Genomic DNA, 22,352 nt, shown 5'->3' with positions numbered 1-22,352 from the left:
AAAAAGGTCGGGTGATTTCCTCAAGGTTCTGTTCTCGCCACTGAGGTTGTTGCTTGATACGCAATTACCTTATTCTGTTTTTTTGGTCACGTGCTCTTTGTGCCAGCATTACAGGCGGAGGAGTTTTTTGATCCCTATGCGATAGAACTTAAAAACACGGGCCAGGAAATGATAGATTTAAGTGCTTTTGCGCGAGGGGAGCAACTACCTGGGATTTATGTTGTTGATATTTATTTAAACAATGACTTCATTGAAACTCGAAGAGTGAAATTTGTTCAGAATGCACAGGCATTAGTCCCTGAAATCACTGTCAAACAATTGCAAGACTTTGGTGTTAATACCCCGGCGTTTCCAAAAATGAATATAATGCAGCCAGATGCGATAGTAGATTTGCTGGAGGATTATATCCCGGAAGCATTTACGCATTTTGATTTTAACAGCCAGCGCTTAGATATCAGCATTCCTCAAGCTGCATTACGTTTTCACGCGCGCAATTCAGTAGACCCTGCATTGTGGGATCAAGGAATAATGGCGGTGTTGATGAATTACTCGGTTAGTGCAAGTAATTCGTGGCAACGTGAAAACGGTGGGGATACCGATAACCTATTCTTGAATCTAGGGTCAGGTGCGAATATCGGTGCCTGGCGTATACGAAATTACTCCACTTATTCACGCTCCAACACAAATATAAGGACGAGTGGAGATACAACGGTTGTCAGCAATCAAACGCAGCAAAACCGTTGGCAAAGTATTAACACTTATGTACAGCGTGACATACAATCCCTTGGAGGACAGCTAACGATCGGGGAGAACTCCACCCCGGGTGACACTTTCGTCAGCGTCCCATTCCTTGGTATTCAATTATCCAGCGATGATAACATGTTACCAGACAGCCAGCAGGGTTTCGCGCCGGTTGTGCGTGGAATAGCGAACTCTAATGCCCAGGTCACAATTCGTCAAAATGGGGTGATTATCACCCAAACTTATGTGCCACCAGGAGCGTTTGCCATCAAAGATTTATACCCTACGGCGAGCAGTGGCAACCTTGATGTAACTATACGTGAATCTGATGGCAGAGAGCGCAGTTTTGTCCTGCCATTCTCTGCGGTTCCCGGTATGCAACGTGAAGGCAGTTTCCGTTATGCACTGACCGGGGGGCAGTATCGTTCACAAAATGAGCATGCTGCCCAAACGCCAGGTTTTGTGCAAAGTAGTCTGCAATATGGGGTCAGCAATACACTGACCACTTACGGGGCGGGATCGTCGCAGAGAATTATCTTTCAGCTCTGCTGGGGATTGGGCAGGGGCTGGGGTATTTGGGTTCGATATCTCTGGACGTTACTCAAGCTAACGCGACGCTGAAGGGCGGCAGCAAACACTCTGGGCGATCGTATCGTGTTCAGTATGCCAAGGATGTTTTTCAGAGTGGTACGACCTTTACATTGGCGGGATATAGGTATTCCACACGTAATTTTTATGACTTTAATGAAGTCAATGAAATTAATTTGAATGACACTGAAAATTGGCTGAATCGTTATAACAAGCGTTCACGTCTGCAAATTCAAGTGAATCAGAATTTGGGTGATTATGGCAACCTTAATTTGACAGGCTATCAGCAAGATTATTGGCAAAATAATGGTAAGGAACGTACTGTCTCGGCGGGATACACCCTGAATATTGCGAGTATCAATTATAATCTGAACTATGCGCAAACTAAAGTGGCGGGTTTGGCTTCAGACCAGCAATTTTCTTTTAATGTGCAGATACCATTAAGTCGCTGGATGCCGAACAGTTATGCTAGTTACAACGTTACGACCGATAACCAGCATAGAACAAGTAACGAAGTAGGCGTGTCAGGTATGCTATTAGAAAATAACAGCATAAATTATAGTGTGAGAGAAAGTTACGCTACTGGTGGTGTGGGTAATGGGGGGGGCGACTTTAGATTACCGTGGTTCACAGGGACGAGTGAGTGGCGGGTATAACTACACGCAGGAAAACCAACAGGTCAACATCGAATTGAGTGGCGGTATTGTCGCGCATGCTAACGGAATAACTCTGTCTCAACCGCTCGGGGATGCAGTCACGCTCATTAAGGCAACTGGTGCAAGTAATACTTCAGTACAGAATCAGGTAGGTATACATACTGATGCAAGGGGTTATGCCGTGGTGCCAAATATTTTGACATATCGGATGAACCGGATTGCGCTGGAACCTGGCAGCCTTAAGGATGATGTTGAACTGGATTCTGCAGTGCAGACCGTAGTGCCGACGAAAGGAGCGGTTGTTTTGGCGGAATTCCAAACACGTATCGGAGCTCGCGCCCTTTTATCACTGCGACACAAGGGGAGACCCGTGCCATTTGGCGCTACAGCTATTGTGAGTTATCAGGGAGCAACCGTCAGCACAGGGATTGTAAGCGCTAACGGTGAGGTCTATCTGAGCGGTATTCCTGCTAAAGGGCGTTTGCATGCCATATGGGGGAATGAATCATCGCAGCAGTGTCTGGCTGATATCAATATGCCCCCAGCCGGAAATACGACATCGTCAACTGTGTTATCACTGAATGTTTTATGCGATTGAGGTTGTTATCATCTTACTGCAATTTTTGTCTTCCTCTGTGCAGTATGAACTCTGAAAGCGAGATATACACTCTCAATTGGGTAATACCTCCAATTAATATAACATCAATTTTTCAATGAATGCACCGATGACTTTTTCTTGCAACTCAACAGAGCGTGAGAAAAAGTGGGTTTTGCTGGTGAGCCCTTTGATGTGTATCCGTAATGTCGGGTTGTTACGCTTAATCCGCTGAGTGAATACTATCAGGTTAGTTACTTAACAGTTGGCACATCTCTAGCTCAGCAATATGTTCTTTAATTATCGATTTTGCGAGCTTGGTCGGTGTATGTGAGCTGGAATATCCGATACCAGTCACGACAGTGAAACCTGTCATGGCCTTTGGTGTTCTGACCATGATGATAAACCAAAGAAGAAATACAAAGGAGGCAATGAATATTATTGGGCAGGGGCAAAACGTCAAGAGCCTGCATTGTACACCAGATTCAGCAAGTTGAAGGTATTACCCTCAACGGTTAGAAACAGTTCGCATCCTCTAAAAGGATTAACAAGATAAGGCGGTGCATGGAATGAAAAAATACGGCAAACATCTTCTCGTTGGGGCAATACTACTATTGGTTAGCCAGAGCGTGGTGGCACTCTGTACTGCACCTAATGCCACAATAAGCCTCCCTAGTAATATTATTGTTCAGCGTGATGCTGTTGTTGGAAGCACGATAGCCAGTGGTCAGGTAATCATTAATATTGTTTGTACTTCTCAGGGGGCGAATCAACATTATGATGGTTCATGGTCCGTTTTCCCTGGGCCCAATAATATTGATGCCGGCGCAACATCAATAGGTGATGTAAGGGCAACTGGAACGCCAGGGATTGGTATCCGCTGGAAAAACCTTAGCAGTGCTACCGGCACAGCAGCAACCTGGACCTCAGCCGCGCTCAATTCGTTCTCAAAAAATAGTGGTCGTGGTATTAACTTTAACGGCACTACAAGGTTTACAGATACCTTTGAACTGGTAAAAACAGGGAATATCACTAGTACGGTACTCCCTTCAAGGGCATTCAATTATTATTTTGGGACACCGATATCAAATTATATACCGGGATCCCCTTTAAATGCCCTCACTATGCCGTCAATCACTGTGACAGCAGTTGCTTGTTCAGTGACTAAGCCGGTTATTAATGTGGTATTGGGGAATGTTTTCGCCAATAGCTTTAGGAGTATAGGTTCTACAAGTGTGCCAGCATACTTTACTATCCCGCTCGACTGTGATGCCAATGCCCGCGTCAATATGGAACTAAATGCGACAGCTGTTTCTGATTTTAAAGGGGTCATTAGTGTGAATCGCGTTACGGGAGCAGCCACCGGGGTAGGTATTCAACTGCTAAGTGGGCCGACCTCGGGTGCACAGACACCCGTGACGTTCGGTTCCCCACAATTTATGACTACCGTTGCAAAAGATGGGCCGCTGAATTTTAATTTTTCAGCCCGCTATTATCAGATCGCAAACAAAGTAACGGGGGGTAGCGAATGGAACCGCTACCTTCACCATGACTTATAGGTGATTCATACCAATGATATTATCTGATTTTTTAGCTAAGCAACCGGGCGTGGACTGACTCCGCGTCCATAGACAAATCTGGCCTATAGTTTGAGCCTAAGAGGCGTTTATGGGCACTCCACGATTTACCCCGGAATTTAAGGAATAAGCTGTTCATCAGATCACCGAGCGCGGCTATTCCGTTACCGACGTTTCAGAACGCTTCGGCTATAAATGGGTTCGGGCGATAAAACCTGACAAGAGCGAGCACCAGACGCAGGATTTACTGGATGCAAGAACGGAAATTCTCAAACCATAATGGTTTTGCAAAGGCATTGAGAGAAATCGGACGCATCGAACGGGCATTGTTTATTCTGGGCTGGTTCCGCGATCCGATTCTGCGCCGACGGGGCAGGCGGGATTAAATAAAGGTGGGGTCTGCAATGCCCTTGCGCGAGCGGTCTTCATGCATCGGTTAGGCGAAATCAGAGACCGTGGACTGGAGAATCAGAGCTACCGTGCGCGTGGGCTCAGGGAAATACCGTTCGTTACGCTCATTGGATAGTGACCTGAACAAAAAACAGGCTTAACGTAGGATATTTCCTTTTTCCAAACGGACCCCATTTACCCCATTATTTCAATGTTGTTTTTTTGTGTTTAAAATTTCGCTTCATTATGTTTCTGACTGTTTCGATAAAATTGAAATATAAAAAGCGATATATAAATAAGATGTTTTTAAGCCCTTTCTAAGGATGATCGTAAAAGTATGCGATTTGTCTGTTTTTGCATTGAATTATCTCATTACTCCGTTAAAGTAATTAATGAAAGAGAAAGGCGGTATCATGTTTTGATACATATCAAGACTGTTCGCTTATTTTCTTTTTTTCTGGGGTAACCCATTAATTTGTTAATCAATATAAATAGAGGGAATTATGAGAGAATTAAATACAAACGAAATGGTAGCTGTTTCTGGTGCAGGCCGCGTAGCAGACGCAGCCAAGGCTCTGGGTGAAGGTATTGGTGCGCTGATCGAGAACTTTGGCGTTACTGGTGCTAAAAACGCAGCGGGTAGCCTGGGTAATGGTATCGGCTTAGTCGTAGAAGCTGGCATTGATTTTGTCAGCTCAATCTTTGGCGGTATTTTTGGCCGTAAAAAATAAGTTGGTATTTTAGTCGTAACATAGGCCTTGGTATTTTGGGCCTATGTTTTTTATTTCTTATAAAATATATATACCCTATGGATTTCAAATTGTCGTCAGGCTCAATCATCCCCAGTCCCTGATGTAAGTCAGTGGTAGGGGTGTGTGTAAATCTGCCGGGACAAATCGGTCAGAAACCGATTCGAATGCCGCCCGCGGCAGCCCGTATTAGAAATCACAAGCACGTGGTTTCTCACAAATTTGAACCCTGCGGCTTGAAAAACGACGGGTATAAAAGGCTTTTGACTTTATAGTATAAAAATAAGGCGATATCACATGAACTCTATAGATAGAGTCATCAGTGAATTTTTCCCGGACAGAGACGTTCCTGGTTGGCAACGTCGCTTAATAGAATGGGTTTTTGGGGAAAATAAAATTTCTCCGCTTTTACAGGCAGCGTCGGGCCAGCAAGGGGTTGAATGGGTTGAAGCCATCGTTGATGCCCTGCAGCTGCGTTGTGAAGTCCACTGTAGCGATTATGACAATATTCCCAGCCAGGGCCCGGCTATCATCATTTCAAACCATCCGACCGTCGTTGATGGTCTGGCATTGATGAACACGGTTGCGAGGGTAAGAAAAGACGTCAAGATCATTGCCAACCATGTCTTGACCAGCATTTTTCCACAGATAGAAGGCATTTCTATCGGCATTAGAAATATGCATGGAAAAATGAGCCATAGGCAGTTTAAAGAAATGAACGACCACCTGAAAAACGGTGGGGTATTGATCATTTGCCCGGCAGGCCGCCTCGCCAGCGTGACCTTGACGGGGTTACGTGAGTCACGCTGGAATCCAGGGTTTATCCAACTGGCGGCTAGAAACAACGCTGCGTTGGTCCCCGTTCATATTTCTGGCTCAAACAGCCTATGGTATTATTTCGCTGCAACAATATGGCGCCCGCTATCTAATCTGATGATTTTCCGCGAAATTGCCAGACATCAAAGCAATACATTACGTATGAAAATCTGCCAGCAGATTAACTTGTCCAGTTTGAACAGGCAGAACTCAAATAACGATCAGATTGCAGCAGACTCCCGTAAACACCTGTTACTGCTTGGGAACGGGAAGCCCGGCTTTATTCCAACGCAACCGCCTTTGGCAAAGCCGGAAAAAAGACGTCTGCTGGTAAAAGCGCTTAATCAATGTAAAATTTTAAAAACGCTCAACGATGGTAAAATTCTTTTTCTCTACCGCCCTCAAGATGACTCTTACTCGCCAATCCTGCAGGAACTGGGGCGGTTAAGGGAGATCTCATTTCGGGCGATAGGCGCCGGCACGGGAAAAAACGGGATAATGATTGTTATGATCATGAATATCACCATGTGATCCTTTGGGAACCATACGATCTGGAAATAGTAGGGGCATATCGGATTACGCCAGCAGGAGAGCAGATCGATAAAAAAGGGATTGAAGGGCTTTATAGCTATAATTTATTCAAGTATCGCGAAGATTGTCTTAAAACGATAAAAACCAGCTTTGAAATAGGGCGGGGTTTTATTCAGGAGCAGTATCAGAAAACCAATGCGCTCGATACCCTATGGAAGGGGATATTTTGCTTTATGGGTAAATATCCAGAGTATAAAAACCTGCTGGGAGTGTTAACTATTCCCCGGTCGTTTTCGGCTTATGCACAGGGATTGATTATCAGTTTTTATCAACTGTATTTTTCCGGGCTGCCTCAACTCCGCACTTCGTCGGAACCTTACAGGTTAGGGTGCGATAAAATTATTGATTTTTACGACGGTAGCGACTTTGAGCAAGACTGGAAAAAACTGAACAAAACGCTGCGTGAATTGGGGTATGAACTGCCATGGCCTTACAAACAGATGGCGCGTTGGTTTAACCCTGGCGGCTCAACCTTGGTCGATTTTATAGAAGACAGAGGGTTTAATTCCATTGCTGGCCTGAGTATCTGTGAAATAGCCAGTTTGAAAAAAGCGTATTTTTCGCACTACATATCTAAATCGGCTGGGATAGGCTCTGTTAGCTGAATAGAAGGTTTTTGTAATGAACATTGTCAATAACAAGCTTCTTTCCCTTGCTTGCTTTCTATGTTTGAGTGGGTGCGATAATTCAGAAAAAAGTGAATTCTCTGGCTATATCCAAGGGGAGTTTATTTATCTCTCGTACAATACCACGGAAAAAATCGAGAATATCCTGGTTCATAAAGGGGATAAGGTAACCAAAGGGCAGAGCCTGGTAAGAATGGACTCTTTTACCGCTGAAAATGCCCTCAATATTGCAGAAAAAACTACCATGCCGAGAGTGCGTTACTTCAGGATTTAGAATCCGGAGAGCGCCTTGAGGAGTTGAATATTGTGCGTTCCCAACTTGAACGTGCCCGATCTGCCGCCAAACTGGCCGAAAGCCAACTGGGCAGATACCAGCAACTGTATGCGAGCCTGGCAATCTCGGCAGCCGAATGGGAGAAGTTCAAGCAGGATCACGTTCAAAAAGTGGCTCAGGTTAAAGAGCTGACGCATCAATTGGCCGCCAAGGAGCTACCCGCTCGCCAGGCACAAATCAATAACCAGACACTGCGTGCCGAATCTTCAAGATTTAAATGGGACAAGGCACGTTGGGATCTTCAGCAAAGCCTGATTGTCGCCCCCCAGGACGGGCGGGTTTATGATGTTATCTACCGTCCGGGTGAAAGGCCTTTGGCGGGCAAACCCATTATTAGCTTACTTCCTCCAGGCAACATCAAAATCCGCTTTTTCGTGGCGCAAAAGAATCTGGGTGCGCTGCATATTGGCCAGACCATCAAAGCGTCTTGTGATGGCTGCCAGCAACCTATTGTTGGCACAATCAACTACATCAGCCCCCAGGCTGAATACACACCTCCGGTAATTTACAGCACCGCACGCCGTGAAAAATTGGTTTTCATGGTGGAAGCCGTTCCGATGACAGAACAGGCCGACATGATCAAGATTGGGCAGCCTGTCGAAGTTGGGGTGATGGCGGATGAGTGAGCTGTGTATTGATGTCCGGGGGCTAAACAAGCACTTCGGTGAAAAGCACGTGGTGAAAGATTTTTCGCTGCAGATTGGTAAAGGTGAGATCCAGGGTTTTCTTGGGCCGAACGGCAGTGGGAAAACGACGTCGATCCGCATGATGTGCGGTTTGATAACGCCAGACTCTGGAAGCGGGCACTGTCTGGGGATGGATATTTTTACCCAGCGTGAGTTAATCAAACAACGCATTGGCTATATGACCCAACATTTCACCCTGTGGGAGAATTTAACCATTCGGGAAAACTTGCTGTTCCTGGCGCGGCTTCACAATATTAAACAGCGGCAACAGCGGGTTGAAACAATGCTGGCGGAACTTGGCTTAACGTCACGGCAAAATCAACTGGCCAAATTTCTTTCTGGTGGCTGGAAGCAGCGGGTCGCATTAGCCGCCTGTATGTTACATCAGCCCGCGCTGCTTTTTCTTGATGAGCCAACAGCTGGCGTGGATCCCAAGGCGCGCCGGGAATTCTGGCAAACGTTGCACCGGTTGTCAGATGAAGGCATTTCGATTCTGGTAAGCACTCACTATATGGATGAGGCGCAGCGCTGTCATAAAGTCGCTTACCTTTCTTATGGCAACCTGCTGGCTAGCGGGACGATTGAGTCAATCATCAAGGCTCAGAACCTGACCACGATGAGCATCCGTGGCAATGGATTAACTGAACTAGAGAATAAATTGCAGCGTTTCTCTGCCATCGAACAGACGGTCATTTTCGGCAATACGCTTTATGTCACCGCTCGGGATAAACAAGGATTAGCTGGCATCTTGGCCCAGGCGGTTCCCTCCGGGCATCAAGTCTGCAAGGTGGAAACCAATCTTGAAGATGCCTTTACCTATTTGATGAAAAGCCACGATGATAAGAATAACAGCTAACTTCTCCCTGACACGCTGGCTCGGCGTAGTGATTAAAGAGATACATGAGCTGCGGCGGGATAAGATCAGTATTGTTATGGTGTTTCTGACCCCGTTGTTTCAGCTGATTATTTTGGGTTATGCGGTGAATATGGATCCGCGAAATGTCCCAACCGCACTGTTGAATTATGACACTGGGCGATTGAGCCAGGTCTTTATTACGGCTGCGCAAAATACCGGTTACTTTGCCATGTATAAAGCCGAGTCAGAGGCCGAAGCGGAAAAAGACTTTATGCGTGGAGAGGCGATTTTCATCGTCACCATACCTGATGGCTTTACCCAGGGCATGTTACGTGGTGAGAAACCAAAGATTTTACTTCAGGGTGATGCCATCGATCCGCTGACTACCGGTAATGCGATAAGTGCGCTCGCATCCGCATCAAAAACCATGTTCCAGAATAACCTGCCTCAGGCAGTGGAAACGAGCGGGGAGGATAGTTTTGAGTTGGTGATCCATCGTAAATTCAACCCTGAAGGTATCACTCAATACAATACTATCCCGGGGATCATTGGCTCAATACTGAGCACCACACTGATTTTGATGACGGCACTGGCGATCACCAGAGAGCGTGAAAAGGGAGCGATAGAGAATCTGCTGGTTTCTCCGGTGACCGGGCTTGAGGTCATTCTCGGCAAAATCAGCCCTTATATCGTCATTGGATTATTCCAGGCCATTACTATTATTCTGTGTGCGGTCTATTTGTTCAATGTGCCGCTGATGGGCAGTGCATTTTTGTTATTAATGGTGTTGGCGGTCTATATTTTCCTCTGTTTATCAATAGGTATTACCATCTCAAGCGTTGCTCAAAACCAGCTCCAGGCACTGCAGATGTCCTCATTTTATTTTATCCCCTCCGTCATGCTGTCGGGTTTTATCAGCCCGTTTATTAGTATGCCGCTATGGGCAAAGGTGATTGGCTCTTGTTTACCACTGACCTATTTTATCCGGTTGATAAAAGGAATTATGCTGAAAGGGTACTCGGTAATGGATTTGCTACCTGACCTGTTGCCACTCATCGGGTTGGCCTTCCTGGTGATATTTATTGGTTTGAGTTCTTATCGCAAGACGCTGGACTAAAGGTCTGTGTGGCTTATACCCGGTGTCTTCCAGGCGCCAGCGGATGCGCTTGAGCAGGCAACTTGAAATTCATAGGGTATCGTTAGAAAAACTAACGGGCTATGGCCAGCAGATCGCTTCCGCTTGCGCGCCTGGTTCGCTTTCTTCGGGGAGGGGATCAGGCGTATTTACGCATTCAACTGCCACACTTCTCCTACCGGCTTCTGTACTACACTTCTATTAATCATCCCCTTTTTGCTTGAAGTTGCAGCGTTGTTGAGGACGAGAGTGAGCTCCAGTCACTGACCTCAGTCAGCTCCTGCGCATTAACTCTCTTGGTGTCTGGCGGCAACGCCAATTACGTTGGGTATATCATTTTTATTAATGTAATTTTCTTTCATCCACTCCCTGTTATTTCCCGTCGGAATGGATGCTCACAGGGAAGATCCGATGAAAGGCCACGGCCCGGTGGACGTAGGTAAAATAAATTGTGATTTAAATCACAATTTGAAAACAAATCGACCGGTGTTTTATGTGACAAATGTCACGTTTAGTCGCCGTTTTGCCGATTTATCTGGCCATTGTATTTTTTACACTGAATATTTGTGATCTGAATCACTATAATCACCGGGTTTTAGGGTTGTTATTGGTGATGTGTGTCACAAAATTTATGCGAAGTTCGCGTAGTAAAAAGAGCGTGGTAGAGTCCATTTAGCAAACAGCAACAACACGGCTGGAACGTTACAACAATAATCACGCGCTCTTATTGTCAGCGCGTAACAATAGGGGTGTGTTTTATGTTCTCACCAGATATGAAGGTTAAAGTGCAAAACTTTGGCCGCTTCCTGAGTAATATGGTGATGCCCAACATTGGCGCCTTCATCGCCTGGGGTATTATCACTGCGTTATTTATTCCTACCGGTTGGTTGCCAAATGAGACGCTAGCCAAACTTGTTGGCCCAATGATCACCTATCTGCTGCCACTGTTGATCGGTTATACCGGCGGTAAATTAGTGGGTGGCGAACGCGGTGGCGTGGTGGGTGCAATCACCACCATGGGCGTGATTGTCGGTGCAGATATGCCGATGTTCCTCGGCGCGATGATTGTTGGCCCGTTGGGCGGTTGGGCGATCAAGCATTTTGACCGTTGGGTCGATGGCAAGATCAAGAGCGGCTTTGAGATGTTGGTGAACAACTTCTCCGCCGGCATCATCGGTATGCTGTTGGCACTGCTGGCCTTTATGGGCATCGGGCCGTTGGTCGAAGCGCTGTCCAAGATCCTGGCGGCTGGCGTGCATATCATGGTGGTCAACAACCTGCTGCCACTGACCTCAATCTTCGTTGAACCGGCGAAAATCCTGTTCCTGAACAACGCCATCAACCACGGTATCTTCTCGCCGCTGGGTATTCAGCAGGCCACCGAAACCGGTAAGTCGATCTTCTTCCTGATCGAAGCCAACCCTGGCCCAGGCTTGGGCGTGCTGATGGCCTACATGTTCTTTGGCCGTGGCAGTGCCAAGCAGTCTGCCGGTGGTGCGGCAATCATCCACTTCCTGGGGGTATCCACGAAATTTACTTCCCGTATGTGCTGATGAACCCGCGTCTGATACTGGCGGTTATTCTGGGCGGTATGACCGGTGTCTTCACCCTGACCCTGCTGAACGGCGGCCTGGTGTCTCCTGCTTCTCCAGGTTCTATCCTGGCGGTATTGGCGATGACGCCGAAAGGCGCCTACTTCGCCAACCTGGCGGCGGTCTTTGCGGCCTTCCTGGTTTCATTCCTGGTTTCTGCTTTCCTGCTGAAAACCTCGAAAGTGAAAGAAGAAGACGATCTGGAAGAAGCCACTCGCCGTATTCAGGACATGAAAGCGCAGTCCAAAGGCGGTAAAGCGACTAACGCAGCGGTAGATGGCGATCTGAGCACCGTGCGTAAAATCATCGTGGCTTGTGATGCCGGTATGGGGTCCAGCGCCATGGGGGCCGGTGTGTTACGTAAAAAAGTGGCTGACGCGGGGCTGAAACATATCTCGGTGACCAACACCGCGATCAACAACCTGCCGGAAGATGTGGACCTGGTGATTACGCATCGCGATCTGACTGAGCGTGCGATGCGCCATGCTCCGCAGGCCCAGCATATTTCTCTGACCAACTTCCTCGACAGCCAACTGTACAACGATTTGACCGCACGCCTGGTCGCCGCCAACAAGACCAGCGAAATCGAGCAAAAGGTTATCACCACGCTGGACGACAGCTTTGAAGCCAGCGAACAGAATCTGTTCAAACTGGGTGAAAATAACGTATTCCTCGGCTTGCAGGCCATCGACAAAGAGCAGGCTATTCGCTTTGCCGGTGAGCAACTGGTAAAGGGCGGTTACGTAGAGCCTGAGTATGTGCCGGCGATGCTGGAGCGTGAGAAGCTGACCTCCACTTATCTGGGCGAGTCGATTGCCGTGCCGCATGGCACCATCGAAGCTAAAGACCGCGTGCTGCGCACCGGCGTGGTGTTCTGCCAATATCCGCAGGGCGTACGTTTCGGTGAGGAAGAGGACGAGGTTGCGCGTCTGGTTATTGGTATTGCCGCACGCAACAATGAGCATATCCAGGTGATCACCAGCCTGACCAATGCGTTGGATGATGAGAACGTCATCGAACGGCTGGCCAATACTACCAGCGTGCAGGAAGTGCTGGAGTTGCTTGGCGGCAAGAAAGCCTGATAGCAGGCCATTTTAAAGGGTGCAGCTTGCTGCACCCTTCGACATTAAGAAAGGTAGAAATATGAAAGCATTACACTTCGGAGCCGGGAATATCGGCCGTGGCTTTATCGGCAAACTGCTTGCTGATGCACATGCCGAACTGACTTTTGCTGACGTTAACCAGACGGTGCTGGATGAGCTGAACCAACGCAGAGGCTACCAGGTACACGTGGTGGGTGAGCAAGCACGCGTTGAACAGGTGAAAAACGTCAGTGCTGTTAATAGCGGCAGCGAAGACGCGGTGGCCCTGATTGCCCAAGCCGATATCGTGACCACGGCTGTTGGCCCGCAGATCCTCGGTAAAATCGCCGGGACTATCGCCAAAGGCCTGATCAAGCGCCACCAGCAAGGCAATTCCCAGCCACTGAACATCATCGCCTGTGAAAACATGGTACGGGGGACCAGCCAGCTTAAGCAGCACGTTTTCGACCTGTTGCCACAGGATGAGCAGGCTTGGGTTGAGCAGCATGTCGGCTTTGTAGACTCTGCCGTAGACCGTATCGTGCCACCAGCAGAGGCTGGCAGTAGCGATCCGCTGGAAGTGACAGTGGAAACCTTCAGTGAGTGGATTGTTGATCAGACCCAGTTCAAGGGCCAGCCTCCGGCGATTGCCGGTATGGAACTGACAGACAACCTGATGGCGTTTGTTGAACGCAAACTGTTCACCCTCAATACCGGCCATGCGATCACCGCCTATCTGGGCCAACGCGCCAAGCTGTTGACCATTCGTGATGCGATTCTCGATTCGGCCATCCGCAGCGTGGTGAAAGGCGCAATGGAAGAGAGCGGTGCGGTATTGATCAGGCGCTATGGCTTTGATGCCGACAAGCATGCGGCCTATATCAACAAAATTCTGTCACGCTTTGAAAACCCCTATCTGCATGATGATGTCGAACGTGTGGGCCGTCAGCCACTGCGTAAGCTGAGCGCTGGCGATCGTCTGATCAAACCGCTGTTGGGAACGCTGGAGTACGGCTTGCCACATGCCAACCTGCTCAAAGGGATTGCTGCCGCCATGCGTTACCGCAGCGAGCAGGACCCACAGGCGAAAGAGCTGGTAGAACTGCTGGAAAAACTGGGGCCAAAAGCCGCGCTGGCGCAAATTTCCGGTTTACCGGCTGACAGCGAGGTTGTGGAAGAGGCGGTAGCTGTGTATAACGCCATGCAGTAAACACTGTGATATCAAATCAGTGCAGGCAAAACAGTTCCCTTTCTCCTCGGATAAGGGGTAGGGTGAGGGGCAAGGCATCTTTGCCCCCGCTCAGGTGAAAGCACCTCCCACGCCATTCGAAAAGCGACGATGGAAGAAGCACAGGCATTTGAAAACAAGGTTCTGGAAAAGCTGAACGCAGGCAAGACGGTGCGCAGCTTTCTGATTGCAGCGGTCGAGCTGTTGGCAGAAGCGCTCAACGTATTGGTGGTTCAGGTTTTTCGTAAAGACGACTACGCGGTGAAATATGCCGTCGAACCCCTTTTGTCTGGCGAAGGGCCGTTGGGTGAACTTTCGGTACGCCTGAAGCTGATGTATGGGCTGGGCGTGATTTCACGCCATGAATATGAAGATGCCGAGCTGCTGATGGCGATGCGTGAAGAGCTGAATCACGATGGTTCGGAATATCGCTTTATTGATGATGAAATACTGGGGCCATTCGGTGAACTGCATTGCGTAAGCGCGTTGCCGCCGGTACCTACGTTTTTACAACCTGGTGAAGCCGATGAATCGCTGATCGCCATGCAACATCAGCGCTACCAGCAGATGGTTCGCTCCACCATGGTGTTGTCGATTACCGAGCTGCTGGCCGGTATCGGCGCAAAACAGCCCTCCCGGCTCTCTCCGCTCGGTGCCCAAAAACCTTAGGCAAATGCCGCCCGCCATTCATCAAACAGCAGCCATAAGGCGGTTGCCGCCATCGATCCCGCCATCACACCGTTAAATAGCCGCAATTTCCAGGTCACACGCAGGGCATGACGCAGCCAATCACCCACCAGCGCCCAGACTAAAATGCAGGGAATATTCACCGCGCTGAAAGCCGCGATGGTCAGCAGGGTCTGGCTAAGTGTCACCCCCGTATGTGGAGTGAACAGGATCGCCACGTTAATCGTCATCAACCAGGCTTTCGGGTTCACCACCTGGAACAGGGCACCCCCGATAAGGCGCATGGGGCGTGTCTGCTGTTTGGCATCTGGTGAGGCCGCTTTAAACAGCTTCCATGACAGCCACAGCAAGTACGTGCAGCCCATTGCCGCCAACGGAAAACGAATGGCGCTTACCCAGCTAAGGATCAGCGCCAGCAGCACGGTGGTTAGCGCCAATTGCGCCGCGCAGCCCAGGCTGATACCAAATATCATCGGCAGGGTGCGCCGCAGGCCGAAGTTGACGCCCGATGAGGCCAGCAGCAAATTGTTGGGGCCGGGGGTGATAGACATCACGGTGACGTAACTGACAAAGGCTGAATCCAGCATAAAAAGATCCTTGCATACCCGCCGTCTTTCAAGCTGGTGCGTTGTTACCTGCACTCAATGACCAGGCCCTGTAAGAGCCACTGCAAGCGGCATTCAAATCGGTTTCTGGCCGATTTATCCCGCCCCGTCACTGACTTACGTCAACCCCAGGGGATGAGATAGCTGGTGCTTAGCTGTGCTGTACAGGGAGGTACACATGTCGCGGGCGTAGGGAAGCGCTTGAGCGACCAACTAGAAATCCATAGGGTATAAATTAATGGTGTCCATCAGCATAAAGGGCATCGGTGGATGGTGACAGAACCAGAAATCAGCTATTGTCATGGTTACAGTTGGCTTTATTTTAAACTGTACCCATTGCCTGGAGAGAAACTGTGACCCTGCTTGATCAGATCCCCGAAACCCGTTACCTGCAGCTGGCGGAGACTCTGGCGGCGGCTATCCGCCAGGGTACTTTGCTGCCCGCCAGCCGCTTACCTTCGGTACGCCACAGTGCGCAGGCTCATGGGGTCAGCATCAACACCGTGGTGGCGGCCTATCGCCAATTGGAAGACCGGGGGCTGATTGAGGCGCGCCCGCAATCCGGGTTCTATGTGCGCGCCACCTTGCCTGCGCTGAAGACGGCATCAGCGCCCAGTAGCCGGGTAGCGAAACCGGCGGATGATGTATTGGCATTGATCGACACGGTGTTTGCTGCCCAGCAAAATCCAATCTTCACAAATCTGTCTCTTGCCTGCCCGCAAACCGTGGATTTTTACCCTGGCGGTAAACTGGGCCGAATGCTCTCTTCACAGTTGCGCCGCCAACCCCAGCTTATTGGGCAATATGCATTGCCACCGGGCAGTCTGCGCCTGCGCCAACAGATTGCCAGGCGTTCGCTGACGCTGGGGATGCTGCTGGAGCCGTGTGATATCACTTTGACCCACGGCTGCATGGAGGCTTTACAGCTGGCTCTGCGTGTTACCACCAAGCCGGGCGACTGCGTTGGTCTGGAATCCCCCACATATTTCTATCTGCTGCCGCTGCTCGCCAGTCTGGGATTGAAAGCGTTGGAAATTCCAACCGATCCGCAACATGGCTTGTCGCTGGATGCGCTGGAGCTGTTGTTGCAGGAAAAACGGCTCAATGTGGTCATCGCCATGCCGACGGTACAAAACCCGCTGGGATGCACCATGCCGCTGGCGTCGAAAAAGCGTCTGGCCCGCCTGATGAACGATCATCAGGTGCCGTTGATCGAAGATGGGCTGTATGCCGAACTGCAATTCGGCCCTGCGTTGAGCCCGGCGGTGAAGGCGTTTGATCGTGAAGGTTGGGTGTTATTCTGCTCCAGCTTCACCAAGACTCTGGCACCGGATTTCCGTATTGGTTGGGTGGCCGGAGGGCGCTTTAATGAGGCACTACGCAAACTGAAGGCGGTATCTTCGATGGCGGAATCGCACCTGCTGTCGGAAACGCTGGCTATGTTTCTGGAAGCGGGGGTTACGACCATCATCTGCGGAACTTGCGCAAACGCTATGCATCGCAGGTAGAAGAAGCTCGGGCACTGATTGCCCGCCATTTCCCTCGCGGGACGCTGGCGACGCAACCGGCTGGTGGGTTTGTGTTCTGGGTTGAGTTTCCACCGGCGGTGGACACGGTGGTTTTGTTCCATCAGTTGCTTGATGAGCAGATCTGCCTGACCCCTGGCACGCTATATTCTCCCAGCGGGCGTTACCGCAACGGGTTAAGGCTTTCTTGCTGTTATCCGTTTAATGCGCGTTACACCCAGGCGTTGGTCCGCGTGGGGGCAAAGGCCTGCGAGATGAGCGGCCTGCCGCCGGGCTTTGCGCAAGTTGAGTAACCTGATGTGCATTTTGATATACTGGATAAAATTTCTTAAGCAATTGAGCAAAACAGGCCAAAGACAATGAAAGAGAAAGAAAAGGCAGAGATTAAGCGCCTGAGCGACCTGCTGGACGCACTGAACCATAAAGATGCTGTCGTGATCCAACAGGGCAACCCCGACCTGATTGCGCAACACATGAAAGAAAAAGAGAAGCTGGCCGCCGAAATTGAGCGTCTGAAAAACGTGCGAGTGGAGAAACTGAGTACGGAAGCGCAGAAGTTGAGCCAACTGCCGTTCAGCCGTGAGATCACCAAGAAAGAGCAGGCAGATATGGGAGCGCTGAAGAAAAGCGCCCGCGGCCTGATCGTGGTGCATCCAATGACGGCCTTGGGGCGCGAAATGGGCCTGAAAGTGGTGACTGGCTACGCAAAAAAAGCGTTCTGATTACCGTTTACGGTTCCCTTTCATCGGTGCGTTGAGGGGAACCTTTCAGCCCCAGCCGAGCGGTGCATTCTGCACCCGTTTTCACTCCAGCAAGCTACCTCAGCGGCCAAGCAGACGGCGATTAAAGTCTTCTACTTTGCCGGTGGTCAGGCGTGCCAGCATGGTCTTACTCCAACTGGCGGAAAGCCCCGCGACCGCTAACAGACGGCGATACTGCTCTTCATCGAACGGCATATGCCAGGCAATCCCGATCGCCTCGGCAACGGAAACATCGCTATTTCTGGCTACCAACTCAAGCGGCTGAGCACGACTGACGGCTCCGGCAGAAACCACGCGATAGAGCCAACCGCAGCGGCCTGTCTGTTGCATCAGAACTGACATATCCACGATATCAAAATGGTAGTTGAGCTTGTAGCAGGGGGAGCGCGGTTGCGTGACCTGGATCAGCGCTTCACCCCAACGGAAGATATCCCCCATAAATACGTTGTGCTCAGTGAGCCCTAGAGTCGAAATATTTTCGCCAAACGCCGGGGAGTAGAACTGTTCTGCCTGAACCGGGAACTGTTGGCGCCAATGGTCATAATGCTCACGCGGATAGTGGCACAAGGCGCGATCCGGCCCACCGTGATAGCTTTTTTCGGCCTGTTCATCCCCTGCCAGACCCAGCGGGGTGAGATGCACTGCACCTTCCACCAGATGTTTGGCGATGGCGCTTGGCCGCCCACCCTCATAGGGCCGGATTGAACCGAGATATACGTCTGGGTAATGCATGCTAGCCTCCTGTACCTGCCGTCTAGCGATATCTGGCCCTGTTAGCGGGCGCGGTGGTCCTTAGAATAGCCTGAGTTGGTTGGCAGGAACAGAATAACCCACCCGGAAAGTACCGGGCGGGTGAGGGGGTCAGAAGGTGGTCCAGTTGTCTTCGTCGGCGTTGGTGCTTGGCTTGGCTGGGGTAGCGGTTTTGAGTGGGGCAGCCTTCACCTCAACCGGCGAGCTGTTTTCTGCCAGGCGGAATACCGCCACGCTTTGCAGCAACATTTCAGCCTGCTCTTCCAGTGAATCGGCGGCGGCTGCGGATTCTTCCACCAGCGCCGCGTTTTGCTGGGTCGTGTGATCCATTTCCACGATTGCCTGGCCGACCTGTGCGATACCCTTGGTCTGTTCGTCCGAGGCGGCGGCAATTTCGGTCATGATATCGCGTACATGAGTGACGGCGCGGACGATCTGTTCCATCGTGTTACCCGTGTCTTCCACCAGCGCGGTGCCGGTCTGCACCCGGTTGACGGATTCGGCGATCAGCCCTTCAATCTCTTTAGCTGCCTGAGCGCTTCGTTGCGCCAGGTTTCTTACCTCACTGGCTACTACTGAGAAGCCACGCCCTTGCTCACCGGCACGGGCGGCCTCGACGGCGGCATTCAAGGCCAGAATGTTGGTCTGGAAGGCAATCCCATTGATCAAGGTGGTAATTTCGGCAATCCGCTGTGAACTGCTGGAAATATCACGCATGGTGCTGACCACGCTACTGACCAGTTTACCGCCCTGTTGTGCCGTCTGTGAGGCATCAGTTGCCAGTTGGTTGGCATGGTGGGCGTTGTCGGCGTTCTGTTTCACCGTGGCAGTGAGCTGCTCCATGCTGGCGGCGGTTTCTTCTACCGCTGCGGCCTGCTGTTCGGTTCGCGAGGAGAGATCGGTGTTACCCGCAGCGATTTCACCCGCGGCAGTGGAAACCTGGGTCACCCCCATCTGGATTTTCTCAATCATATCGCGCAGGTTCTGGCTCATCGCTGCCACAGCATTGAGCAACTGCCCCAGTTCGTCGCGGCGGGTGCTGGTTTGCGCCTGACGCAGGTCGCCGGTGGCAATGCGTTCCGCCAGCTCCAGCGTGCTATGTAATGGGCGGGTGATCTGCAACGTGATACGCCATGAAACCAGCAAACCGGCAATAATCGCAATCAGGGTGGTGATGGTCATCTGCAGTTGCGCAGTATTGATATTGTTGTGGGTCTGATCCAGCTCATCTTTCATAAAGGTGGTGACCAGGGTGCCGATCTCCTGGGCACGGCTGCCTAACTGCCGGCTGATTTTCAGCTCTTTTTCATAGGCTGGCAGATAAGCGGCAATACGCTCTTCATAAGTTTCCAAGGCACTTATCAGGGGTTGTAACAGCGGTTTCTGGCTTTCACCCAGGCGCTGGTTCAGTTCGTTGGCCAGGCTTTGGGCGTCGGCGATGGCGTTCATCAGGGGAGCTTGTGCTTCACTGTTCAGGCTCAGCAGCAGGCCGCGTGCGCCATAACGGATCAGGGTGAGTTTCTGGTTCAACTGGATAAAGGCCAGTTGCAGATCGCTATTGGTCAACTGGCGTTCAACCTGGCTGAGGGTATCCTGTACTTCGGACATATTCCAACTCGCCCGTACCGCATCTTTCTCTGCTACGGCTTTTTCGAACTGTCGCTGCTGTTGCTGGTATTCCCCTATCAGGGTAACCAGGCGCTCAAGATCCTTGCGGCTCTGCCGGTCCCAATCCATATTCTGAGCGTGGGTGATCAGTTTCACCGCATTCTCGATATGGGTACGGTTGCTATTGATATGCTCGGCCTGGTAAGTCTGGCCATACATGGCGCGGCTATATTTGGCCTGGTTGATTTCTTCATTCAGCTGATAGCTGAAATCGATACGGTTGGTGCGTGATTCGATAAGATTAAGGTAGTAGATCCCGGTGCCAGCGATAACGATCGCCAGTAACAACATCAGAAAAAATCCGAGACCGAGTTTTTTACCCACGGTGAGATGAACGAATTTTCCTGCCAATGCCTTCAGTGCCGCCATGATATTTTCCTTCTTTAGGCGATGGTCAATTGAACAAACCATCGGCAAAAATTGGTTAAACTTTAGCGGTGAATAGGCAAAAAAATGCCCGCATCAGCGGGCATCATCAGGGAGAAGCGAATTACTTTTTGGCTTCGGTGAAGCGTTTTGCTGCTTCGTCCCAATTGACCACGTTCCAGAATGCCTTGATGTAGTCTGGGCGGCGGTTCTGGAATTTCAGGTAGTAAGCGTGTTCCCACACGTCCAAGCCAACGATCGGGAAGCCTGAAGCGCCAGAAACGGCTTCGCCCATCAGCGGGCTATCCTGGTTGGCGGTAGAAACTACGGCCAGTTTGTCGCCTTTCAGTACCAGCCAGGCCCAACCGGAACCAAAACGGGTGGCTGCGGCTTTCTCGAACTCTTCCTGGAATTTCTCAACGCTGCCGAAATCGCGCTCGATAGCTGCTTTCAGATCGCCACCCAGCGTGGTGCCGGTTTTCAGGCCTTTCCAGAACAGGCTGTGGTTAGCGTGGCCGCCTGCGTTGTTACGCATAAAGGTGCGTTTGTCAGCAGGAACTTTATCCAGATCCTGGATCAGCTCTTCTACGCTCAGCGAAGCCAGCTCAGGGTAAGCTTCCAGCACGGTGTTAGCGTTGTTGACGTAGGTCTGGTGGTGTTTGGTGTGATGGATTTCCATCGTCTGCTTGTCGAAATGCGGTTCCAGTGCGTCGTATGCGTAAGGCAGGGATGGCAGTGAATAACTCATAATCATCATCTCCAGTGGTTTTGGGCGGCGCAAAGTGTGAGCACCGCGTAAGCAGTATGATGCATTATAATTAATTAAATGATATTGAAAATGATTATCAATGCCCTACTCATTGTGAGGTTTATACGTTAATCGGTAATGCGCTGCGGATGAGTAAACACCGTTGCCCGGCCAGGTTTACTGAATCCCACCAGTGTCAGGTTGCTGCGTTCGGCTATTTCCACTGCCAGCGAGGTGGCAGCAGAAACCACAAACAGGATCTCGGCGCCGCACATGGCGGATTTTTGCACCATCTCGTAGCTGGCGCGGCTGGAAACCAGAATAGCCCCTTGCTGCCAACCCTGTTCGGCGCGCATGCCGAGCATTTTGTCCAGAGCCACATGGCGGCCAACGTCTTCACATCCCCCCATCAGTTCACCTTGCGGCGAGATCCAGCTTGCCGCGTGGGTACATCCGGTAAGTTGGCCAACGTTTTGGATCTGGCGCAATTGGCCGAGGGCATGGTCGAGATTGCTCAGCGAGAAGTTCTGGGTGAAGGGTAAAGGCGTCACCGGGCGGAAGATGTCTGCCAATTGCTCAATGCCACAAACGCCGCAGCCAGTGCGGCCTGCCATAGCGCGTCGGCGCTCTTTCAGGCCGGTAAAACGGCGGCTGGAAAGCTCAATCTGCACCTCCAGACCGTTACAGGTCGGATTAGTCTCTATACTGTAAATATCTTGTGGTGATTCGATAATGCCTTCTGACAGGGAGAAACCCAGGGCGAACGCCTCCAGATCCTTTGGCGTACACATCATCACCACGTGGGAAATACCGTTATAGACCAGAGCGACGGGCACCTCTTGTGCCAGCCAATCGTGCTGCGCGGTGTCCAATTGCCCGCGTTGGTATACCGGGGCCTTGATCAAGCCTGTGAGCTCGGTCTCATTCAGGGTCTGTTCTTGGTTAAATTTGTTCACTAAAATGGCACCTGTTTGTAACAACCACACGTATGTTATGGTA

At 50.5% G+C, this 22,352-nt stretch carries 15 protein-coding genes and 8 pseudogenes; 16 read left to right on the top strand and 7 right to left on the bottom strand.

The genetic code is table 11. The annotated features are described in order from the left end of the window. Positions 1-90: 90 nt before the first annotated feature. Together ACQ86O_RS04985 and ACQ86O_RS04980 are read left to right on the top strand one after the other, a co-directional pair. Positions 91-2,241, top strand: a pseudogene (locus tag ACQ86O_RS04985) (fimbria/pilus outer membrane usher protein); the annotation flags it as partial. Between the two features lie 12 nt (positions 2,242-2,253). Then, positions 2,254-2,583 carry a FimD/PapC C-terminal domain-containing protein gene (locus ACQ86O_RS04980; RefSeq protein ID WP_431225651.1) on the top strand — a complete coding sequence of 110 codons (330 nt, stop codon included), beginning with the start codon at positions 2,254-2,256 and terminating at the stop codon, positions 2,581-2,583. A 93-nt stretch (positions 2,584-2,676) separates the two neighbouring features. On the opposite strand, the pseudogene ACQ86O_RS04975 reads toward ACQ86O_RS04980, so the two are convergent. Together ACQ86O_RS04975 and ACQ86O_RS04970 are read right to left on the bottom strand one after the other, a co-directional pair. Further along, positions 2,677-2,823 (bottom strand): annotated as a pseudogene (locus ACQ86O_RS04975) (IS1 family transposase); the annotation flags it as partial. Between the two features lie 65 nt (positions 2,824-2,888). Next, a pseudogene (locus ACQ86O_RS04970) lies at positions 2,889-3,053 on the bottom strand (IS1 family transposase); the annotation flags it as partial. Positions 3,054-3,149: 96 nt separating this feature from the next. On the opposite strand from ACQ86O_RS04970, the gene ACQ86O_RS04965 reads away from it, so the two are divergent. The 12 genes and pseudogenes from ACQ86O_RS04965 (at position 3,150) to ACQ86O_RS04910 (ending at position 14,911) form a co-directional block, all read left to right on the top strand. After that, positions 3,150-4,139, top strand: coding sequence for a fimbrial protein (locus ACQ86O_RS04965; RefSeq protein WP_431224358.1), 990 nt, complete (start codon positions 3,150-3,152; stop codon positions 4,137-4,139). A gap of 160 nt (positions 4,140-4,299) precedes the next feature. Beyond that, a pseudogene (locus ACQ86O_RS04960) lies at positions 4,300-4,431 on the top strand (IS3 family transposase); the annotation flags it as partial. 4 nt (positions 4,432-4,435) lie between these two features. Then, a pseudogene (locus ACQ86O_RS04955) lies at positions 4,436-4,650 on the top strand (Tn3 family transposase); the annotation flags it as partial. 400 nt (positions 4,651-5,050) lie between these two features. Next, on the top strand, positions 5,051-5,278 hold the full coding sequence (locus tag ACQ86O_RS04950) for a hypothetical protein (protein WP_431224357.1): 228 nt from the start codon (positions 5,051-5,053) through the stop codon (positions 5,276-5,278). Between the two features lie 315 nt (positions 5,279-5,593). After that, positions 5,594-7,308, top strand: a pseudogene (locus ACQ86O_RS04945) (lysophospholipid acyltransferase family protein). 16 nt (positions 7,309-7,324) lie between these two features. Beyond that, positions 7,325-7,603 (top strand): hypothetical protein, encoded by a 279-nt coding sequence (locus ACQ86O_RS04940; RefSeq protein WP_431224356.1) that lies wholly within the window; start codon positions 7,325-7,327, stop codon positions 7,601-7,603. Positions 7,604-7,635: 32 nt separating this feature from the next. Next, a complete protein-coding gene (locus tag ACQ86O_RS04935; RefSeq protein WP_431224355.1) occupies positions 7,636-8,289 on the top strand; it encodes an HlyD family secretion protein in 654 nt (217 codons plus the stop codon). Further along, complete coding sequence (locus ACQ86O_RS04930; protein ID WP_431224354.1) at positions 8,282-9,205, top strand: ABC transporter ATP-binding protein; 924 nt, start codon at positions 8,282-8,284, stop codon at positions 9,203-9,205. Before ACQ86O_RS04935 ends, ACQ86O_RS04930 begins: the two co-directional genes overlap by 8 nt. After that, entirely contained in the window at positions 9,186-10,322 is a 1,137-nt protein-coding gene (locus ACQ86O_RS04925; protein ID WP_431224353.1) for an ABC transporter permease, read from the top strand. The genes ACQ86O_RS04930 and ACQ86O_RS04925 overlap by 20 nt, the downstream gene beginning before the upstream one ends. 776 nt (positions 10,323-11,098) lie before the next feature. Beyond that, positions 11,099-13,014: pseudogene (locus ACQ86O_RS04920) on the top strand (PTS mannitol transporter subunit IICBA). Positions 13,015-13,075: 61 nt separating this feature from the next. After that, entirely contained in the window at positions 13,076-14,224 is a 1,149-nt protein-coding gene (locus ACQ86O_RS04915; protein ID WP_431224352.1) for a mannitol-1-phosphate 5-dehydrogenase, read from the top strand. Between the two features lie 129 nt (positions 14,225-14,353). After that, on the top strand, positions 14,354-14,911 hold the full coding sequence (locus ACQ86O_RS04910; RefSeq protein WP_431224351.1) for an MltR family transcriptional regulator: 558 nt from the start codon (positions 14,354-14,356) through the stop codon (positions 14,909-14,911). Here ACQ86O_RS04910 and ACQ86O_RS04905 read toward each other — a convergent pair. After that, positions 14,908-15,516, bottom strand: a complete 609-nt coding sequence (locus tag ACQ86O_RS04905; RefSeq protein ID WP_431224350.1) for a LysE family translocator — start codon at positions 15,514-15,516, stop codon at positions 14,908-14,910. The two genes, ACQ86O_RS04910 and ACQ86O_RS04905, sit on opposite strands and share 4 nt — an antisense overlap. 371 nt (positions 15,517-15,887) lie before the next feature. Between ACQ86O_RS04905 and ACQ86O_RS04900 the strand changes: the two are divergent. Beyond that, positions 15,888-17,353: pseudogene (locus ACQ86O_RS04900) on the top strand (PLP-dependent aminotransferase family protein). 66 nt (positions 17,354-17,419) lie between these two features. After that, positions 17,420-17,782, top strand: coding sequence for a YibL family ribosome-associated protein (locus ACQ86O_RS04895; RefSeq protein WP_431224349.1), 363 nt, complete (start codon positions 17,420-17,422; stop codon positions 17,780-17,782). A 99-nt stretch (positions 17,783-17,881) separates the two neighbouring features. On the opposite strand, the gene yiiM is transcribed toward ACQ86O_RS04895, so the two are convergent. From yiiM to fdhD, 4 genes are all read right to left on the bottom strand, one after another. Further along, the gene (gene yiiM, locus ACQ86O_RS04890) at positions 17,882-18,553 is read right to left on the bottom strand and encodes a 6-hydroxyaminopurine reductase (protein ID WP_431224348.1); all 672 of its coding nucleotides are present in this window, start codon (positions 18,551-18,553) and stop codon (positions 17,882-17,884) included. Positions 18,554-18,682: 129 nt separating this feature from the next. Next, positions 18,683-20,608 carry a methyl-accepting chemotaxis protein gene (locus tag ACQ86O_RS04885; RefSeq protein WP_431224347.1) on the bottom strand — a complete coding sequence of 642 codons (1,926 nt, stop codon included), beginning with the start codon at positions 20,606-20,608 and terminating at the stop codon, positions 18,683-18,685. A gap of 121 nt (positions 20,609-20,729) precedes the next feature. Further along, positions 20,730-21,353, bottom strand: a complete 624-nt coding sequence (sodA, locus tag ACQ86O_RS04880) for a superoxide dismutase [Mn] (protein ID WP_431224346.1) — start codon at positions 21,351-21,353, stop codon at positions 20,730-20,732. Positions 21,354-21,481: 128 nt separating this feature from the next. After that, positions 21,482-22,309, bottom strand: coding sequence for a formate dehydrogenase accessory sulfurtransferase FdhD (fdhD, locus tag ACQ86O_RS04875; RefSeq protein WP_431224345.1), 828 nt, complete (start codon positions 22,307-22,309; stop codon positions 21,482-21,484). Positions 22,310-22,352 lie beyond the last annotated feature (43 nt).

It is taken from the genome of Serratia sp. L9, from assembly GCF_050632285.1.
GTDB lineage: Bacteria > Pseudomonadota > Gammaproteobacteria > Enterobacterales > Enterobacteriaceae > Chania.
Note: the sequence above shows the minus strand (reverse complement) of the source record. Positions and strands in the feature narration are given on the sequence as shown.